We start from the raw sequence: 18422 nt of genomic DNA on the forward strand, positions 1-18422 counted from the left end.
TATAGGTATGATTGTAAAAGAAAGGGTGTTTAAATGTCAATTACTAAAGAGACTGCACAAGAACATGCCAATGATTTAGCAATAACTTGTTGCAGATTTGAAGCTGGAACTATAATTGAACCTTCCAATTTAGAAGATCCTAGTTTGATTCCAGATTTAGAAGATTCAGGTTTATTAGAAATTCCAGATAATAGTTTAAAAATTGGAGAAGTTTTAGGTACTAAATTAAAAGAAACTGTTGATGCTTTAACTCCATTAACAAAAGATTTATTAGAGGGAGTTATTTCAATGGATGGAAAAGAAGAAGTTGAGGAAGAAGAGGTTAAGAAACAAGAAAACAAAGAAATGAAATCAATTGAACCTGTTAAGGAAGTAAATCCCGTAAAACAATTCTCTGGAGGAACTGTAAAAATTCACATAGGTGAAGGTAGGGATATAAACCTTGAAATTCCTTTATCAATAGCAGGAAATTTAACAGAAGGAACAAATCAAGTATCTAATTCTAATATTACTACTTCTGAAGTAGAAAAGAGAGAAGAACAGGAAGAAAAGGAAGAACAAAGCGAAAAAATCCTAAGAAAACTTGTAAGGAAGCATTTTAAAATAGAAAAAGTTGATTTAGGAAGAGAAACAAGAATAGATGGAACTACGCTCTATATAAGAGATGATGTATTAAAGGATGCTTTAGACAGTGAGGAATTAGTTATAGATATAAAATTAGAAATTATAACTCCAGATAGGTATGGTGAATATAGTGAAACTATAATGGATATCCAACCAATAGCTACTAAGGAAGAAGGAGAAATTGGAGAAGGTGTTACTAGAATATTAGATGGAGTTGTAGTTGTAGTAACTGGTACTGATGAAGATGGAGTACAAATTGGAGAATTTGGTTCATCAGAAGGTGCTTTAGATAGAAATATTATGTGGGGAAGACCAGGATCTCCTGAAAAAGGCGAAATATTCATAAAAACTGAAGTTACAATAAAATCAGGAAGAGGTATGGAAAGACCAGGACCTATGGCTGCTCACCGTGCTACTGACGTTATAACTCAAGAAATAAGAGAGTCATTAAAAAATGCTAATGAAAGTTTAGTAGTAGATAGGGAAGAATTCGTTCAAAGGCGTAAATCTGGGAGAAAGAAAGTAGTTATTATTAAAGAAATAATGGGACAAGGTGCTATGCATGATAATTACATTATGCCTACTGAGCCCGTTGGAACAATAGGTGCTAAAGCAAATGTTGACCTTGGCAACGTTCCGGTAGTTACTTCACCTCTTCAAGTATTAGATGGTTGTATTCACGCTTTAACTTGTATAGGACCAGCATCTAAGGAAACTTCAAGACATTACTTCAGAGAGCCCCTAGTACTTGAAGCAATGAATGACGATGAAATTGATTTGGCTGGAGTAATATTTGTAGGATCTCCTCAAGCTAATTCAGAAAAATTCTATGTATCTAAATTTTTAGGTATGACTATAGAAGCAATGGATTTAGATGGAGCAATTATAACTACAGAAGGATTTGGAAATAACCATGTTGACTTTGCAAGTCATATTGAACAAGTTGGTATGAGGGGAGTACCAGTAGTTGGTGTAACTTACTCAGCAGTACAAGGACAACTTGTTGTAGGTAATGAATATATGAATGCTATGATTGATAACAACAAATCAAGTCAAGGTATAGAAAATGAAATTCTTTCTAATAACTGTCTCGCTCCTGAAGATGCTATAAGAGCTGTAGCAATGCTTAAGGCTAAAATAGCTGGAGAAGAAATTAAGGATGCTGAAAGAAAATGGAATGCTAATGTAAAATTAAACAATGTAGAATTAATAGAAGAACAAACAGGAAGAAAGATTGAATTAGAAGATAATGAACAATCTCTTACAAAGAGTAAAAAAAGACAAGAAATTTACGAGGTAGAAAATGACTAATAAATTGAAGTATATTTCTACAGAAAGTTATTATGAAGGAATAATAGTAGAAGTAACTGATGCAGCAGTAATAATTGATTTTAAAGGAAGACTTGGTCAATTAAAAGTTCCTAGAAGGATGGTTATTAGTAATGATGAACTTGAAGTAGGACATCAGGTTGGATTTATGATGACATATCCAGAGGTAATAAGTAAAGAAATTGATGAAACTTATACTGAAAGTGCTAAAAGACAGATGGAAGCTAGAAGAAAAGCTGATGAAAGAAATAAAAATAAATAATTTTAAGAATATAAGGAGGAAAAGATAATGGATTTAACAGTTGTAAAAGGATTGCAATCAGAAATATTTGTACCTATTACACCTCCAGTGGTATGGACTCCAGTAGAAAAACCACTAAGTGAAATGACAGTTGCTTTAGTTACAGCAGCAGGTGTACATTTAAAAGCTGATAAAAGATTTAATTTAGCTGGAGATACTTCATTTAGAGTTATACCAGGAGATGCAGATAGTAAAGATTTAATGGTATCCCATGGTGGATATGATAATGGAGATGTTAATAAGGATATTAACTGTATGTTCCCTATAGATAGAATGAAAGAATTAAAAGAAGAAGGATATATTAAGGACTTTTCACCTGTAAACTTTGGTTTCATGGGTGGAGGGGGAGATGTTACTTTCTTCACAGAAAAAACAGGACCTGAAATAGCTCAACAATTAAAAGATGCTGAAGTAGATGCTGTTTTACTAACAGCTGGCTGAGGTACTTGCCACCGCTCTGCCGTGATTGTGCAGAGAGCGATTGAGGAAGCTGGAATACCAACAATAATAATTGCAGCACTTCCTCCAGTAGTACGTCAAAATGGTGCACCTAGAGTTGTTGCTCCACTCGTACCAATGGGAGCGAACGCTGGAGAGCCAAATAATCCAGATATGCAAATAAATATAGTGAGAGATTCTTTAGCTCAACTAAAAGAAATACAAACTCCTGGAAGAATAGTAAAACTTCCTTATGAATATATAGCAGAAGTATAAAATATCTGTCTTCTTACTTTAGGGGATAGATTATATAAAGATTCTCCTAATAATCTAAAAAAGGAAAAGGAGAGGGAGATGACTGAAAAAATAATGAGAAGGTTAGTCATAAAAAGTTTTCACATTCGAAAATTAGAATTTGGAGAAAGAAATTCGATAAAAGATAACACATTAACTATAAATAAATCTACATTGTTAGAGTTGGAACAAAATGAAGATTTAATTGAAGAAATTAGAATCGATATAATACATCCTGATAAATATGACAAATTTGTAAATAGTATAATGGACATTATCCCTATTTCTACAAAGGTGTTAGGTGAGATTGGTGAAGGTGTAACACATACTTTAACAGGAGTTTATATAATGCTTACAGGAATAGATACAGAAGGGAAACAAATAGCTGAATTTGGGTCATCTGAAGGAATACTAAATGAACAAATGATATTTAATAAAGCAGGGACTCCGTCTAAAGAGGATTATATAATTCACTTGGATATTATATTAAAAGGTGGTATACCATTTGAAAGAAAGCTTCCATTGACAGCTCATAAAGTTTGTGATAATTTCATTCAAGTTTTTAGAGAAATATTAAAAGTGAAAAATGGAAGAGACGCAGATTATTCACATGAATTTCACGATAAAGTAAAAAAAGGAAAGAAAAAAGTGTTAATAATAAAACAAATTGCTGGGCAAGGTGCTATGAGCGATAATAATATTTTATCAGAAGAACCAAATGGTCTTGTAGGTGGGAAATCTATTATAGATATGGAAAATATACCAATAATATTATCCCCAAATGAGTACAGAGACGGTGCTCTGAGGGCAATGACTTAAAAGGAAAAGGTGATAAAAATGGGAATAGGTCCTTCTACTAAGGAAACCACATTACATCATTTTAGGGATCCTTTATTAGATGTAGTATCAAAGGATGAAGATATAGATTTATTAGGGATAATGATGGTAGGAACACCACAAGATAATAAAAGTAAATATTTTGTAGGAAAAAGAGCAGCACAATGGATCGAAGCAATGAGAGCAGATGGAGCTATAATATCTGTAGATGCTTGGGGTAATTCCCATGTAGATTATGCAAATACCATAGAAGAAATAGGAAAAAGAGATATTCCTGTGGTAGGTCTAAGTTTCATAGGGACTCAAGCTAAATTTGTCGTATCAAATAAATATATGGATACAATTGTAGATTTTAATAAATCAAAACAAGGTGTAGAGACGGAAGTAGTAGGCGAGAATAATGCAAATTATTTTGACTCAAAAAAAGCTTTAGCTTTTCTAAAATTAAAGATGAAAAAGAAAGAAGGGGCGAAATAATGAATTTTTCAAGAAGTATAAATGCAGTAGATTCTCACACTATGGGGGAACCTACAAGAATAGTAATAGGTGGAATTCCTACTATATTAGGAAAGACAATGGCAGAAAAAAAAGAATTTTTACAAAATAGATTAGATTATTTAAGAACATCTCTAATGTTAGAGCCTAGAGGACATGCTAATATGTTTGGTTCAATATTAACTGCTTCTGTAAATGATGAAGCTGATTTTGGCATAGTATTTATGGATGGTGGAGGATATTTAAACATGTGTGGACATGGTTCAATAGGAGCTATGACGGTAGCTGTAGAAACTGGAATAGTTGAAATGAAAGAGCCTGTTACAAAGGTCACATTAGATACTCCTGCAGGAATAGTAAAAGGAGAAGTAAAGATAGAAAATCAAAAGGTTAAAGAGGTTTCCATAGTAAATGTACCAGCTTTTCACTATAAAAAAGATATCACAGTAGATGTTCCTGAATTAGGAAAAATTAAATTAGATATATCATTTGGTGGTAGCTTCTTTGCTATAGTACATGCTAAGGAAATAGGATTAAAGGTAGATATTAAAAACAGTGATAAATTATTAAAATATGGTTTAAAAATAAGAGATGCAATTAATGAGAACTTAGAAATTATTCATCCAGAATTAAACCATATAAATACAGTAGATCTAGTTGAAATATATGATGAGCCTACTCATCCAGAAGCTGATTATAAAAATGTAGTAGTATTTGGTCAAGGGCAATTAGATAGGTCACCCTGTGGGACAGGCACCTGTGCTAAAATAGCTACTTTATATTCAAAAGGTGAACTTCAAGAAGGAGAAGAATTTGTATACGAAAGTATTACAGGCACTTTGTTTAAAGGAAAAGTATTAAAGGAAACTAAAGTGGGAAAGTTTAATGCTATAATACCAGAAATAACTGGTGCAGCATATATTACAGGATTTAATCAATATGTAATAGATGATAAAGACCCTGTGAAGCATGGATTCAACATCTAAATTCCTGCATTATTTGTAGTAAAATTAACAAAGATTAAAAATAGGAGGTATAGGATGGTTACAGCTATTTTAGGAGCATTAGGGGCATTTGCAGCATGGTTTTCAGTTATATTTGTGAAAGATATTGCAACTCATAAAGGTCAACTTGAGGATAATTCTTGGACAAAGGTCTTTGGAATTGGATTTTTAACTAACTTTTTAGATACATTAGGAATAGGATCCTTCGCACCAACAACAGCATTATTAAGAGGTTTTAAACAAGTTAAAGATAGAGTAATTCCTGGAACATTAAATGTATCTTGTACATTACCAGTTATTGCAGAAGCATTTATATTTATTACTGTTATTAATGTGGATATAATAACTTTAATTTCAATGCTTTCAGCAGCAACAATAGGTGCATGGGTTGGAGCTGGAGTAGTATCAAAACTTCCAGAGAAAAATGTTCAAATTGTAATGGGAGTTGCATTACTTATAACAGCATTTTTAATGGCAGCAGGTCAGCTTGGCTGGATGCCAGGGGGTGGTTCAGCATTAAATGAGTCTTTTGATGGAGTAAAAAATAATTTAATATATGAATCTATGAATATAGATGGAAAAATATTAGGTGTTCCAATTGGAGTTACAGGAATAAAACTAGTAATAGCGGTATTTGTTAACTTTATATTAGGAGCTCTTATGACTGCAGGTATAGGATTATATGCACCATGTATGGCACTTGTATATTTATTAGGAATGTCTCCAAGAGTTGCTTTTCCAATAATGATGGGTTCTTGTTCATTCTTAATGCCTGTTGCTTCTATGAAATTTGTTAAAGAAGGAGCATATAATAGAAGAGCTGCTATAGGAATTACTATTGGTGGTTTAATGGGAGTATTTATTGCAGCTTATATAGTTAAATCTTTACCACTTACTATATTAACTTATTTAGTAATAGCAGTTATATTATATACTTCAATTACGATGTTAATAGCAGCATTTAAAAGTAAAGAAAAAAATGTTAATCTAGAGTTAGAATAAATAATAAGGTAATTTAAATTATCTAAAAAAACATTTAATAAACAATTGTTTATTAAATGTTTTTTTTAGATAAAATTGATATTTAGTAGACAAAAATATAAATGAATAATATAATTTAAATATGTATTTATTGGGATTTAAAGGAGGTGATATAATTGACTCATATAGGCAAAAACATAAAGAAACTCAGAAAATCAAATAATATGACATTACAAGAATTAAGTGAAAAAACAAATTTATCTATAGGGTTTTTATCTCAATTTGAAAGAGGATTAACTTCTATAGCACTAGATTCTTTAGAAGATATATCAAAGGCTTTGGAAGTAGATATTTCTCATTTTATAGTTAAACCAAAAGTGAAGGAATCATGTATATTAAAAAGTTTCGAACAAGAAGTAGATAAGATTATTAGCAATAAGTTTATTAAATATAATTTAAGTAATGTTTCAGATGATAAAAAAATATTACCTAAAAAAGTAGATATATTACCTATAGAAAATAAAGAAGATATAAAAGAACATAGTCATAAAGGAGAAGAGTTTATTTATGTATTAGAGGGCACTCTTACTCTTTTGCTAGATTCAAAGAAATTTCAACTTTATCCTGGTGATAGTGCACATTATAGTTCGAGAAAGCTACATAATTTGGGTAATTATACTAATAAAGTTGTCAAAATCTTAGTCATTACTACTAATGATGAAGATAATTAAAAAACTTAATTATAATTACTGAGCCAAGTTTTAATAAATTAATAATTGAAAATCTAACTAAAAATATATTAAGCTTTTTTTATGATTTTCAATTATTAAAATTATATAATGGATTATAATTTTAATTTATCAATTGTATATTGGGAAATAAATTTCTGGGTATTATTATGATATAATAAATACAAAGATTACATATAATTTCATGAAAGGGGTGTAGAATATGGAAAAGAAACTTTATAAATCAAGTACAGATAAGATAATTGATGGAGTATGTGGAGGAATTGCTGATTATTTTGAAATTGATTCATCTATTGTACGTTTAGTCTGGGCGCTTACTATTTTTATTGGTGGCACTGGTGTTTTTCTATATATTATAGCTGCTATTATATTACCTCGTGATAGAGAAGTAACAGGGTATAGTAACAGTAATTATGTAGAAGGAGAACATCCAAATTACAATAGAAAAGACAATAGTAATAGTAAAAGAACCTTAGGACTTATACTTATTGGAGTAGGTATATTTCTATTTTTCAGAAGATTTTTCTATATATTTGATTTCGAATATATCTGGCCACTTATACTTGTAGGTTTAGGTATATTTTTAATATTTAAAGGAAAGAAGGGTTAATATGAAAGGCAGAAATTTAAGTTTAGGACTTATATTTATAGCTTTAGGTACTCTTTGGATACTTGGGAATATGGAGATTATAAATTTTAGTGTATTTGATATAATGAGAAGCTTTTTTAATCTTTGGCCTCTTATATTAATTATAATTGGGATAAATATAAGCATAAAAAATAATACTTTAAAGACAATATTATGGATTTTATTCATTGTAATAGTAATTGGATATAGTTTTTACATAAATGATTCGAGTTATGAAAAAAGTAGGTATGTTGAAGAAGAAGTAGTAGAAATGAATGAGGATACTATAAAAGGAAAATTAAATTTAGATTTAGGAGCTACTAAATATGATGTAGTTTCAAAAGATAATGAAAATAACCTAGCTTATATTAAATCTAATAAAAACTATCAAATTAAGGAAAGTCTAAATAACAGTAGTCAAATATTAACTATATCAAATGACCTAAGTCATAGTTTTTCTGATGATAACAAATTAAATGTTAATATTAATAATAACATCATATGGTCTATAGATATTGATACTGGTGCTTCTAATGGAGAACTAAATTTAGAGAATGTAAAGGTACAAAATTTAGATTTAGACATGGGTGCTGGAAAAATAGATGCTAAATTAGGTTCTTTAAATAATACAACTTATATTAATATAGAATCAGGAGCTTCAAAAATAGTATTAAATATACCTGAAGATGCAGGACTTAAAATAGAAATGGATGGAGCTTTAAACTCTACTAACATAGATGATTTAAATTTAGTTCAAAATGCAGATGATATATTAGTATCTCAAGATTATGCTGAAAAAGAAACTAAGTTTGATGTTAAAGTAGATATGGGAGTTGGAAGTTTCAAGATTAATAGATATTAAGAATATAACTTGCAAGGGTGATAGAATATGCTAAAAGATAAATTAAATTTGTATTTACAAGAACAAACCATTGATTTTGATTTTTTAGCTCCACCTAAATCTTTAACAACAAAATTTATGGCAAATGTTTTTGAGATGAAACGAAATACTGTAAGTCATTATCTCAATCAATTGGTTAAAGAAGAAAAGGCAATAAAGATAAATACTAGACCCGTATATTTTTTAAATAAAAAAGTTTTTGAGGAAAGTTTTTTTTTAGTATCAAAAGGTGAATTCCGGGATCTAAATGAATTAAATGATATCAGAAAAAAAGTTGAGTTTAAGACTGGAGTTTTAGAAGATATAATTGGCTACAATGGTAGTTTAAAAAAATCCATAGAACAAATTAAATCTTCTGTATTTTATCCGGGAGGATTACCTTTAATATTATGTGGTCCTACAGGTGTAGGTAAAAGCTATACTGCAAAATTAATTTATGAATATAGTGTTGAAAACAAGATACTAAGTAAAAATTCTCCATTTATAAGTTTTAACTGTGCTCAATATGCAAATAATCCTGAGTTATTATCTAGTAATTTATTTGGTTATGTAAAAGGTTCATTTACTGGTGCTGATAAAACTACTAAGGGAATGATAGATGCTGCAGATAATGGTATATTGTTTTTAGATGAAGTACATCGTTTGAATGAGGAAGGTCAAGAAAAATTATTTACTTTTCTTGACCAAGGTGTTTTTAGAAGGATGGGTGAATATGACGGATGGCATAGTGCAAATGTTAGGATAATATTTGCAACAACTTTAGAATTAGAAGAAAATTTTTTAAAAACATTTTTAAGACGTATTCCTATACAAATCAATATTCCAAATTTAGAAGATAGAGGAGAAAGAGAAAAAAAAGAGTTTATATATAAATTTTTAATTGATGAATCAATTAAAATAAATTTACCTATTAAAATAAGTAGTAAAGCATTAGATTTGCTTTATAATTATAAATATAATGGTAATTTAGGAGATCTAAAAAATACAATTAAATATTTAGTAGCTTCATCTTTTTCAAAAAATACTGATTTAAATTATGTAAATATATGTTTGTATAATTTACCTGAGAAAATTTTAAAAGAAAGCACTAAAAATATTGAAAATAAATTCAAACAAAATAAGCAAATCACCATTTATCCAAACTCCAAATTAAAAAAAATATTTAAATCTTATGTAACTGAGTCAGAATATATAAGAAAAACTTATAAAAATATTATAGATTTATTTATAAAAAATAACAAAAATAAATATGGGTGTCAAAAATTAGAACAAGATATATTTAATGAGATTGTTATATTATTTGATAATTTTTTATTTAATACAGAAAAAAATACTAGTGCCATGTTAAAATTAATAACTGTAAATATTCAAGAAATTATACATCGTTTAGAATATACTAATAATATTAAATTTAATGGAAATAGTGTTTATGCAATAGCTCATCTTCTTTTTTATAAAGGTAACTCTATTTTTGAATGGTCAGATTTAGAATTTAAAATTATAAAGGGAATATATAAATTCATATCACAAAATTATAGTAAAGAGCAATCTTTAGTTAAACAATTTATTAAATTATTAGCCAATAAATTAGATGTTTACATGGATGATATGGATGAGATTATATTGACTTTTTATCTTAGAAGTTTATCTATTGAGCCTGTAGATAAAGAACAAGTAAGAGCAATTATTTTAGCTCATGGATATGCTACTGCAAGTAGTATTGCAAATGTTGCTAATAGATTGATGAAGAGAAATATTTTTGAAGCTTTTGATATGCCTTTAGATATATCTGTAGATGAAATTATTAAACGCGTGTTAGAATATATAGAATATACAGATGTTTCAAAGGGACTTATTATCTTAGTAGATATGGGTTCTCTCAGAGATGTATATTCTAAATTAACTAAGGGGAATAGCGGTCCAATAGCAATTATAAATAATGTTTCAACACAGATGGCATTAATAATAGGTGACAATATTATAAAAGGAGAATTTTTAGAGGAGATAGTAGAAAAAATTAAAATAGCCAATAAGACTGATTACAGAATTATATACCCTAAAAAAATAAAACAAAGAGCAATAATTACAACTTGTTTAAGTGGTATGGGAACTGCTATTCAGATACAAAAGTTACTTGTCAATAGTATACCTTCGGATTTAGATATAAAAATTTTATCATATGATTATAATAAATTAAAGGAATTCGGATTTAATGATCCTATATTCCATATGTATGATGTTATCAATATAATAGGAACTAATGATCCAGGCATCAAAGAAGTTGATTATATTCCATTAGAAGATTTAATATCAGGACAAGGAGAAAAAAAAATAAGAAGAATTTTTGGCTCTCTTTTAGATAATTTAAAAATAAAAGAAATTAATAATAATCTTTTAAAGAACTTTTCACTAGAGCAAGTTATAAAAACAATAACAATATTAGATACAGATAAAATTTTAAATTATGTAGAAGAGTTTGTTAGTAGACTAGAACTTTTAATGAATACACGTCTTACTAATGACAAAAAAGTGGCCTTATATATTCATACTAGTTGTCTTGTTGAAAGATTAATAAGACAAAGTCCGATTGATTCATATAATGACATTGAAAAATTTAAAGAGTGTCAAAAAAATACTATAAAAAATATAAAAGAGGCATTTAGTGTCATAGAATCAGTTTATAATGTCAAAATTAATATTGCAGAAATTGGATATATATATGATTATATAATTTCATAGACATATATAATGGCTAAAATTCAACTAAATACTTAATCTTAATAGAACATGCTATATTTATGGCATGTTTTTTGCTTTATATAATAATAAGAAAAAGATGATGGTAAGGAGGTTAGATATGAGACGATATTTATTAGCATCCCATGGTAAGTTGTCTGAAGGCATACTAGATTCTGTAGAAATGATTATAGGAAAACAATATAAAATATCTACAATTAGTGCTTATAAAAATGAAGAAGATGATTTAAATATACAATTAAGGAATATGGTTTTAAATATAGGAAAAAATGATGAATTAATTATTATTAGTGATATATTTGGAGGAAGTGTGAATAATGAGTGTATGAAATTACTAAATGACCATAGGGTCCATTTAGTGTCAGGACTTAATTTACCATTGGTAATCGAATTATTAACTTCAGATGATTGTGAAATTAGTACTGAAGATTTAATAAAAAAATCATTAGAAAATTCTAAAAAGTTAATATTGTATTGTAATAGTATTATTAATAAAGAAGTAGTAGACGAAGAATTTTAAGAAAGGGGGAAATTTTGAGTGATTAAATTATTACGTGTAGATCATAGACTTTTACATGGACAAGTTGCATTTTCATGGACTCAATCTTTAGGCGTAGATAGTATTCTAATTGCTAATGATGATGTTCCTAATAATGAGTTAAGAAAAACTACAATTAAACTTGCAAAGCCTCAAGGAGTAAAGCTTGTAATCAAAAATATTGAAGATTCTATAAAAGCTATTAAAAGTGGAGTAACTGATAAATATAAGTTATTTATAGTAGTAGAATCTGTAGCAGATGCAGAGAAATTAATTTCTGAATGCCATAAGATAAAACAAGTTAATCTAGGTGGAATAAAGGCAAGAGAAGGTACAAGAAATATATCTAAAGCTATAAATTTATTACCTCAAGAAGAAAAATCTATTAAGAGAATACTTGAAAAAGGAGTAGAAGTAGAGATACGTCAAGTACCAAGTGATAAAAAAGTTAATGCTAGTAATGTAATAAAAATATAATTAAGTATAGGAGGTTAAATGTTATGACAGCATTATTATTAGGGCTAGTTGCTTTTATAGCACAAAGTGAATATGCATTAGGAACAAGCTTAATATCAAGACCTATTGTTACAGGTTTGTTTACTGGACTTGTGATGGGAGATGTTAAAGCAGGAATTATATTAGGAGCTACATTAGAGCTTGCTTTTATTGGTTCGTTTTCAGTAGGAGCTGCTATTCCACCAGATGTTGTTACTGGAGGAATATTGGGGACAGCATTTGCTATATCTTCGGGTGGAGGTGCAGAAACAGCATTATTATTAGGATTGCCAATAGCTACTCTTGTATTAGTTTTGAAAAATATATATTTGGGGTTTGTTTTACCTATAATTGCTCATAAAGCAGATAAATATGCTGAAGAAGGCAACGCCAAGGCTGTTGGGAGGATGCATTTACTGGGTGGTTTTGGACTTTCATTGATGTTAGGTTTAATAGTTACAATCTCATACTATACAGGAAGTGATGCAATTAAACAAGTTTTAGATGCTATACCAGCACCTATTCAAACTGGACTTCAAGTGGCAACAGGTTTAATACCTGCATTAGGTTTTGCAATGCTTGCTAGACTTATAATTAATAAGCAAGTGGCACCATATTTCTTTTTAGGATTTTTAATAGTAGCTTATTTGGATATATCAATTACTGGTATAGCACTGATAGGTGGAATTCTAGCATATATAATAGTGAATATTACGTCAAAACCACAAGTAGCAGCATATGATGGAGGTGTAGATGATGAAGACTTCTAATAATGAAAATAATGTTAAAATAACAAAAAAAGATTTAAATAAGGTCTTTTGGCGTTCTTTTCTAATGGAATTTTCATGGAATTATGAAAGACAAATGAATTTAGCTTATACTTATGCTTTAATTCCTATATTAGAAAAATTATATAAGAAAAAAGAAGATTTATCTGCTGCATTAAAAAGACATTTAGAATTTTTCAATACAACGCCACATATTGTAACTATGATGCTTGGAATATCTACTGCTATGGAAGAGCAGAATTCTGAAGATGAAAATTTTGATTCAGAATCAATTAACACTGTAAAAGCATCTTTAATGGGGCCTTTAGCTGGAATTGGAGATTCATTTTTCTGGGGTACATTAAGACTTATTGCAACAGGTATAGGAACTTCACTTGCACTTAAAGGAAACATATTAGGACCTATATTATTTATATTAGTATTCAATATTCCACATATTGCTATAAGATATTTTCTTACAGGAGCAGGCTATAAGATGGGTACTGGATTTTTACAAAAGCTTCAAGCTAAAGGTACTATGTCAAAATTGACACTGGGTGCAGCAATATTAGGACTTATGGTAATAGGCGGAATGAGTGCTGCACTTATTGATATTACAATACCAGCAACTATTGGGAGTGGTGATTCTGCAACATCAATTCAGGAGATACTTGATGGAATTATGCCAAAATTATTACCTTTAGGAGCATTTGGGGTAATATACTGGTTACTTGGAAAAGAAGTTAAGGCAACTACTATACTGTTAGGTATTGCTATATTTGGTATATTAGGTTCTTGGATTGGTATTTTCGCATAATCTATTTTAGATAGGAGATGTATATGAAAGAAACAATGATGACTTATATTAATGAACAAGAATCAATATGTAATGATATTCTTAATAAATATATAGAAAATAATATTGATTTTGAAAGAATAGTAAAAGAAAAAGGCAATAAAAAATGGCTTATTATAGCTACAGGCTCAAGCTTAAATGCAGTATTAAGTTCAAAATATTATATACAAAAAATATCAGGTATTACCATAGATATAATTGAGCCTTTTACTTTTATAAACTATGAAGAATTAGATAAAGATATTGATATGGTATTAGCAATATCTCAAAGTGGCAAAAGTGCATCTACTATAGAAGCATTAAAAAAAGTTCACTATAATTATGAAAACATTACTACAGTATCTGTTACCTCAGATATTAATAGTAAAATAACGGAATATTCAGATGTAATTATTGATATAGGTTGTGGAATAGAAAAAGTTGGTTTTGTAACTAAAGGATTTACTTCTACTGTATTAACTTTGATGTTAATGGGAATTTCTGCAGCTAAAGGCTTAAATAAATTATCAGCTTCAGAAGAAAAAAAAGAAATTAGAGAGTTTAACAACTTAATAAATAAAATGCCACTGATCATTGAAAAAACTGAATACTTCTATAATAAATATAAAAATGAGCTTAATAAAATACCAAGATTTTCAATTATTGGTTATGGACCTACATTTGGTGTTGCAAAAGAAGCTGAAACAAAATTTGCTGAAACAGTGAGAGTGCCTACACAAGGATTTGAGTTAGAAGCATTTATGCATGGTCCATATTTGGAAGTAGATAATAATTATGGAATATTCTTTATCTATTCAGAAAATAATCATTCTCAGAGAGCAGAAAAACTCAAAAAATATTTTTCAGATTATACTAATTATTGTTATGAAATAAGTACTAAAGTTAATCAATATGGAAAATATATTTCATTAGATATGGATATAGATGAATATAAAAGTCCGCTTTTATTAGTAATCGTATTTCAAGTTCTATCTTATAGAATTAGTGAAGGTAGAGGAATAGACTTAAGTAAAAAGATTTTTGAAGATTTTGATAATATTTTAAAAAGTAAAATTTAATTAATTTTTAAAAAATAGGAGGACATAAATGTTAAAATTCAACAAAGAAACTTATCTAAAAAATGCTAAATTAACATATGAAACAAGAGATATAATTGAAAAAGTAGCAGATGAAATATCTGATGAAGGATATAAAAACATATTTTTTATATCCGTAGGTGGTTCAATTGCTATTATGTGGCCTATTCAGGAAATCTTGAAGCAAATTACAGATATACCTGTTTATTCTGAGCAAGCTGCTGAAGTAGTTTTGACTGGTCATAAACAATTAAGTAAAGACTCTATAGTTATAATGGCTTCTAAATCAGGAGATACAAAAGAAACTTTAGAAGCTGCTAAATGGTGTAATAAAAATGGATATCGTGTAGTTTCATTAGTAGGAACTCCTGGAGCCCCTTTAGAAAGCCTTAGTAAATGGGCTATACCAAATAAAGCTTTAAATGGTGTGGAATTTGAATATATGCAATTATTTATGCTTATATTTAAATTACTAGCTAATAGAAATGAATTTCCTAATTATGAAAAATTTGCAACACAATTAGAAGGTTTACCTAAAAACCTATTAGAGGCAAAACAAAAATTTGATCCTATAGCAGATGAAATAGCTGAAAAGTATCACGATGAACCTTATAATATTTGGGTAGGAGATGGAGAAATGTGGGGAGAAGTATATCTTTTCTCTATGTGTATATTAGAAGAGATGCAATGGGTAAGAACTAAGTCTGTATCTTCATCTGAATTCTTCCATGGAACACTTGAATTAGTGGAAAAAGGCGTTCCGGTATTTCTTGTTAAAGGTGAAGGTTATCGTAGAAAAATAGATGATAGAGTAGAAAGGTTCTGTAGGCAATATACGGATAAATTAGTTGTAATAGATACAAAAGATTATGAATTAAAAGGTATTGATGATGAATTTAGATGGATATTAGCTCCAACAATTTCAACTGCATTATTAGTAGATAGGTTAGCTCGTCACTATGAAAAACATACAGGACATGATCTTGATATTAGAAGATATTATCGTCAATTTGATTATTAGATTATAAAATAAGGGTATAAACTAAGGTTTTATTTAGTTTATACCCTTATTTTAATCAAAATTATTTGTCGAAAACTGTCTAAAAATATCATATATTGTTCTAGGGAATAATGTAGAAAATATGCGGTTTATCTTGAATAGGATGGAAAATTAATGTAAAATATTATGTAATGATTAAATACTTTAACTATGGAAGAAGGGGTAAGTTGGAAAAGAGAAGAAGAATAGCTTTATTACTTTTTGTAGATATTATTCTTATAAGTACTGCATTTTTAGTTTCATTCTATTTAAGATTTGATGCAAATATACCTTTGAATATTATGAATATATATTTAGACAATATATTTGCTATAACTTTAATTAAAATTCTTATTTTTGGATATTTCGGAATATATAGTAGTCTTTGGAGATATGCAAGTATTGATGAGCTTGTTCAAGTTGTTATGGGAGTATTTCTTGCCAATACAGGTATGATTAGTTATTTATATATAGTTGATATTCATTTTCCAAGGAGTATTTACTTGCTAGTTTTAATATTAGATATTATGTACATAGGCGGAGTAAGGTTTAGCTATAGGTTACTTAGGAAGATAAAAAATGAAAGGTTATTTAATGGAGAAAAGAGAAAACGCATAATGGTAGTAGGTGCAGGAGATGCAGGAGCTATGGTTATAAAAGAATTTAAAAACCACAGGGAACTTATGAGTGATCCAGTTGTTTTGATTGATGATAATAAATCAAAGAAAGGTAGAAAAATTCATGGTGTACCTGTTAAAGGTCAAAGGTACGATATAAAATCAGAGGCTCTAAAAAATAATATTGATGAAATAGTTATAGCTATTCCTTCATCAACTAAATCACAAATTAAAAGTATTATAGAAGAATGTAAAACAACAAAATGTAAGGTAAAAACTTTGCCAGGGATTTTTGAACTTATTGATGGTAAAGTAAGTGTAAAACAACTAAGAGAAGTGCAGATTGAAGATTTACTTGGACGTGATGAGGTTAAGCTTGACGCTGAAAAGATAAATCAGTACATAAAAGGAAAAAAAGTACTTATAACTGGTGGCGGTGGATCTATTGGTTCAGAATTATGTAGACAAATTGCAAAATATGATCCACAAGAGCTTATAATATTAGATATATATGAAAATAATGTATATGATCTTCAGAATGAACTTAAAAGAAAGTATGGTAGTAGTTTAAATTTAAATGTAAAAATAGCTTCAGTTCGTGATAGCAATAAAATAGATAATATAATAAATAATATAAAACCTAATGTAATTTTTCATGCAGCAGCTCATAAGCATGTACCATTAATGGAAGATAATCCTCATGAAGCTGTAAAAAACAATGTTTTTGGAACTTTTAATATTGCAAAGGCGGCATCTAAATTTGGTATAGAAAAATTTGTAATGATTTCTACTGATAAAGCAGTAAATCCTACAAATATAATGGGAGCTACAAAAAGACTTTGTGAAATGATAGTTCAAGCTATTAATAAAAAGAGTAAAACTGAATTTGTAGCTGTAAGATTTGGTAATGTTCTTGGAAGTAATGGTAGTGTTATACCACTTTTTAAAAGACAAATTGCAGAAGGTGGACCTGTAACTGTAACGCATAAGGATGTTATAAGATATTTTATGACTATACCAGAAGCAAGTCAATTGGTGCTTCAAGCTGGTGCTATGGCAAAAGGTGGAGAAATATTTGTACTTGATATGGGGGAACCTGTTAAAATTATGGATTTAGCAAAAGATTTGATAACTTTATCTGGACTTGAAGTAGGTAAAGATATTGAGATTGATGTAGTGGGTCTTCGTCCTGGTGAAAAATTATTTGAAGAATTACTTATGGATGAAGAAGGGCTAACATCTACAGAACATAATAAAATTCATGTTGGAAGACCTCTTTTTACTGATTATAATATATTAATAAAGAAATTAGATAAACTTGAAGATATAATGCATAATGGAACTGAATCTGATGTAAAAAAAGCAGTAGCAGAACTTGTTCCTACTTATAAAAAGCCAGAAGAAATAAATAATGTAAGAGAGTTTAAAGGATTAAAGAAAACGGCACTTTCTTTAAATTAGAACGAAGAAAGTGCAATTAGCGTTATACCAATAATTATTGGTACTATTAAAATAGATGATATTATGATAAGATTTGTTTTTTCTTCGTTTGTTAGAATATCAGAAGCTTCATAATATCCGTTTCTTTTTTTTCTTTTATGTATCTTTTTAAGAGTAGATTTTATATTTGACAATTTTTTCACCTCAGATAAAATACTATCAACAATAAAGATGAAATTAAATAGGTCCAAGGTCA

The 18422-nt window shown here is 28.7% G+C and carries 19 protein-coding genes; 18 read left to right on the forward strand and 1 reads right to left on the reverse strand.

Going from position 1 to position 18422, the window contains the following annotated elements:
• The first annotated feature begins 33 nt into the window (after positions 1 to 33).
• From prdA to D3Z33_RS10120, 18 genes are all read left to right on the forward strand, one after another.
• The gene (gene prdA / locus D3Z33_RS10035; protein ID WP_160197624.1) at positions 34 to 1935 is read left to right on the forward strand and encodes a D-proline reductase (dithiol) proprotein PrdA; all 1902 of its coding nucleotides are present in this window, start codon (positions 34 to 36) and stop codon (positions 1933 to 1935) included.
• Complete coding sequence (locus D3Z33_RS10040; RefSeq protein WP_160197625.1) at positions 1928 to 2215, forward strand: CBO2463/CBO2479 domain-containing protein; 288 nt, start codon at positions 1928 to 1930, stop codon at positions 2213 to 2215. The genes prdA and D3Z33_RS10040 overlap by 8 nt, the downstream gene beginning before the upstream one ends.
• A gap of 27 nt (positions 2216 to 2242) precedes the next feature.
• The gene (gene prdB / locus D3Z33_RS10045; RefSeq protein ID WP_160197626.1) at positions 2243 to 2968 is read left to right on the forward strand and encodes a D-proline reductase (dithiol) protein PrdB; all 726 of its coding nucleotides are present in this window, start codon (positions 2243 to 2245) and stop codon (positions 2966 to 2968) included.
• A gap of 78 nt (positions 2969 to 3046) precedes the next feature.
• On the forward strand, positions 3047 to 3805 hold the full coding sequence (prdD, locus tag D3Z33_RS10050) for a proline reductase cluster protein PrdD (protein WP_160197627.1): 759 nt from the start codon (positions 3047 to 3049) through the stop codon (positions 3803 to 3805).
• Between the two features lie 18 nt (positions 3806 to 3823).
• Complete coding sequence (locus D3Z33_RS10055) at positions 3824 to 4300, forward strand: glycine/sarcosine/betaine reductase component B subunit (RefSeq protein ID WP_160197628.1); 477 nt, start codon at positions 3824 to 3826, stop codon at positions 4298 to 4300.
• Entirely contained in the window at positions 4300 to 5304 is a 1005-nt protein-coding gene (locus tag D3Z33_RS10060; RefSeq protein WP_160197629.1) for a proline racemase, read from the forward strand. The genes D3Z33_RS10055 and D3Z33_RS10060 overlap by 1 nt, the downstream gene beginning before the upstream one ends.
• 54 nt (positions 5305 to 5358) lie before the next feature.
• Entirely contained in the window at positions 5359 to 6324 is a 966-nt protein-coding gene (locus D3Z33_RS10065; protein WP_160197630.1) for a sulfite exporter TauE/SafE family protein, read from the forward strand.
• A gap of 155 nt (positions 6325 to 6479) precedes the next feature.
• Positions 6480 to 7034: a helix-turn-helix domain-containing protein gene (locus D3Z33_RS10070; protein WP_160197631.1), complete on the forward strand. Its 555-nt coding sequence runs from the start codon at positions 6480 to 6482 to the stop codon at positions 7032 to 7034.
• Between the two features lie 220 nt (positions 7035 to 7254).
• Positions 7255 to 7662 carry a PspC domain-containing protein gene (locus D3Z33_RS10075; RefSeq protein WP_160197632.1) on the forward strand — a complete coding sequence of 136 codons (408 nt, stop codon included), beginning with the start codon at positions 7255 to 7257 and terminating at the stop codon, positions 7660 to 7662.
• A gap of 1 nt (position 7663) precedes the next feature.
• Entirely contained in the window at positions 7664 to 8542 is an 879-nt protein-coding gene (locus tag D3Z33_RS10080) for a LiaF transmembrane domain-containing protein (protein WP_160197633.1), read from the forward strand.
• 27 nt (positions 8543 to 8569) lie between these two features.
• Positions 8570 to 11320: a sigma 54-interacting transcriptional regulator gene (locus D3Z33_RS10085; RefSeq protein WP_160197634.1), complete on the forward strand. Its 2751-nt coding sequence runs from the start codon at positions 8570 to 8572 to the stop codon at positions 11318 to 11320.
• Positions 11321 to 11438: 118 nt separating this feature from the next.
• A complete protein-coding gene (locus D3Z33_RS10090) occupies positions 11439 to 11858 on the forward strand; it encodes a PTS sugar transporter subunit IIA (RefSeq protein WP_160197635.1) in 420 nt (139 codons plus the stop codon).
• An 18-nt stretch (positions 11859 to 11876) separates the two neighbouring features.
• Complete coding sequence (locus tag D3Z33_RS10095; protein ID WP_160197636.1) at positions 11877 to 12353, forward strand: PTS sugar transporter subunit IIB; 477 nt, start codon at positions 11877 to 11879, stop codon at positions 12351 to 12353.
• 23 nt (positions 12354 to 12376) lie between these two features.
• The gene (locus D3Z33_RS10100; protein WP_160197637.1) at positions 12377 to 13141 is read left to right on the forward strand and encodes a PTS mannose/fructose/sorbose/N-acetylgalactosamine transporter subunit IIC; all 765 of its coding nucleotides are present in this window, start codon (positions 12377 to 12379) and stop codon (positions 13139 to 13141) included.
• Complete coding sequence (locus D3Z33_RS10105) at positions 13128 to 13955, forward strand: PTS system mannose/fructose/sorbose family transporter subunit IID (RefSeq protein WP_160197638.1); 828 nt, start codon at positions 13128 to 13130, stop codon at positions 13953 to 13955. The genes D3Z33_RS10100 and D3Z33_RS10105 overlap by 14 nt, the downstream gene beginning before the upstream one ends.
• Before the next feature lie 23 nt (positions 13956 to 13978).
• Positions 13979 to 15052 (forward strand): SIS domain-containing protein, encoded by a 1074-nt coding sequence (locus tag D3Z33_RS10110; protein ID WP_160197639.1) that lies wholly within the window; start codon positions 13979 to 13981, stop codon positions 15050 to 15052.
• Positions 15053 to 15080: 28 nt separating this feature from the next.
• Positions 15081 to 16091 (forward strand): SIS domain-containing protein, encoded by a 1011-nt coding sequence (locus D3Z33_RS10115; RefSeq protein ID WP_160197640.1) that lies wholly within the window; start codon positions 15081 to 15083, stop codon positions 16089 to 16091.
• Positions 16092 to 16297: 206 nt separating this feature from the next.
• Complete coding sequence (locus tag D3Z33_RS10120; protein WP_160197641.1) at positions 16298 to 18187, forward strand: nucleoside-diphosphate sugar epimerase/dehydratase; 1890 nt, start codon at positions 16298 to 16300, stop codon at positions 18185 to 18187.
• On the opposite strand, the gene D3Z33_RS10125 is transcribed toward D3Z33_RS10120, so the two are convergent.
• Positions 18184 to 18360, reverse strand: coding sequence for a hypothetical protein (locus D3Z33_RS10125; protein WP_160197642.1), 177 nt, complete (start codon positions 18358 to 18360; stop codon positions 18184 to 18186). The genes D3Z33_RS10120 and D3Z33_RS10125 overlap by 4 nt on opposite strands.
• Positions 18361 to 18422: the final 62 nt, after the last annotated feature.

The sequence above is a fragment of the Senegalia massiliensis genome (assembly GCF_009911265.1).
Taxonomy (GTDB): Bacteria; Bacillota; Clostridia; order Tissierellales; family SIT17; genus Anaeromonas; species Anaeromonas massiliensis_A.

What these genes read in the sequence shown, in the direction of transcription:
- prdA (WP_160197624.1), top strand. Translation starts at nt 34, where the DNA reads ATGTCAATTACTAAAGAGACTGCACAAGAACATGCCAATGATTTAGCA.
- D3Z33_RS10040 (WP_160197625.1), top strand. Translation starts at nt 1,928, where the DNA reads ATGACTAATAAATTGAAGTATATTTCTACAGAAAGTTATTATGAAGGA.
- prdD (WP_160197627.1), top strand. Translation starts at nt 3,047, where the DNA reads ATGACTGAAAAAATAATGAGAAGGTTAGTCATAAAAAGTTTTCACATT.
- D3Z33_RS10055 (WP_160197628.1), top strand. Translation starts at nt 3,824, where the DNA reads ATGGGAATAGGTCCTTCTACTAAGGAAACCACATTACATCATTTTAGG.
- D3Z33_RS10060 (WP_160197629.1), top strand. Translation starts at nt 4,300, where the DNA reads ATGAATTTTTCAAGAAGTATAAATGCAGTAGATTCTCACACTATGGGG.
- D3Z33_RS10065 (WP_160197630.1), top strand. Translation starts at nt 5,359, where the DNA reads ATGGTTACAGCTATTTTAGGAGCATTAGGGGCATTTGCAGCATGGTTT.
- D3Z33_RS10075 (WP_160197632.1), top strand. Translation starts at nt 7,255, where the DNA reads ATGGAAAAGAAACTTTATAAATCAAGTACAGATAAGATAATTGATGGA.
- D3Z33_RS10080 (WP_160197633.1), top strand. Translation starts at nt 7,664, where the DNA reads ATGAAAGGCAGAAATTTAAGTTTAGGACTTATATTTATAGCTTTAGGT.
- D3Z33_RS10085 (WP_160197634.1), top strand. Translation starts at nt 8,570, where the DNA reads ATGCTAAAAGATAAATTAAATTTGTATTTACAAGAACAAACCATTGAT.
- D3Z33_RS10090 (WP_160197635.1), top strand. Translation starts at nt 11,439, where the DNA reads ATGAGACGATATTTATTAGCATCCCATGGTAAGTTGTCTGAAGGCATA.
- D3Z33_RS10100 (WP_160197637.1), top strand. Translation starts at nt 12,377, where the DNA reads ATGACAGCATTATTATTAGGGCTAGTTGCTTTTATAGCACAAAGTGAA.
- D3Z33_RS10105 (WP_160197638.1), top strand. Translation starts at nt 13,128, where the DNA reads ATGAAGACTTCTAATAATGAAAATAATGTTAAAATAACAAAAAAAGAT.
- D3Z33_RS10110 (WP_160197639.1), top strand. Translation starts at nt 13,979, where the DNA reads ATGAAAGAAACAATGATGACTTATATTAATGAACAAGAATCAATATGT.
- D3Z33_RS10115 (WP_160197640.1), top strand. Translation starts at nt 15,081, where the DNA reads ATGTTAAAATTCAACAAAGAAACTTATCTAAAAAATGCTAAATTAACA.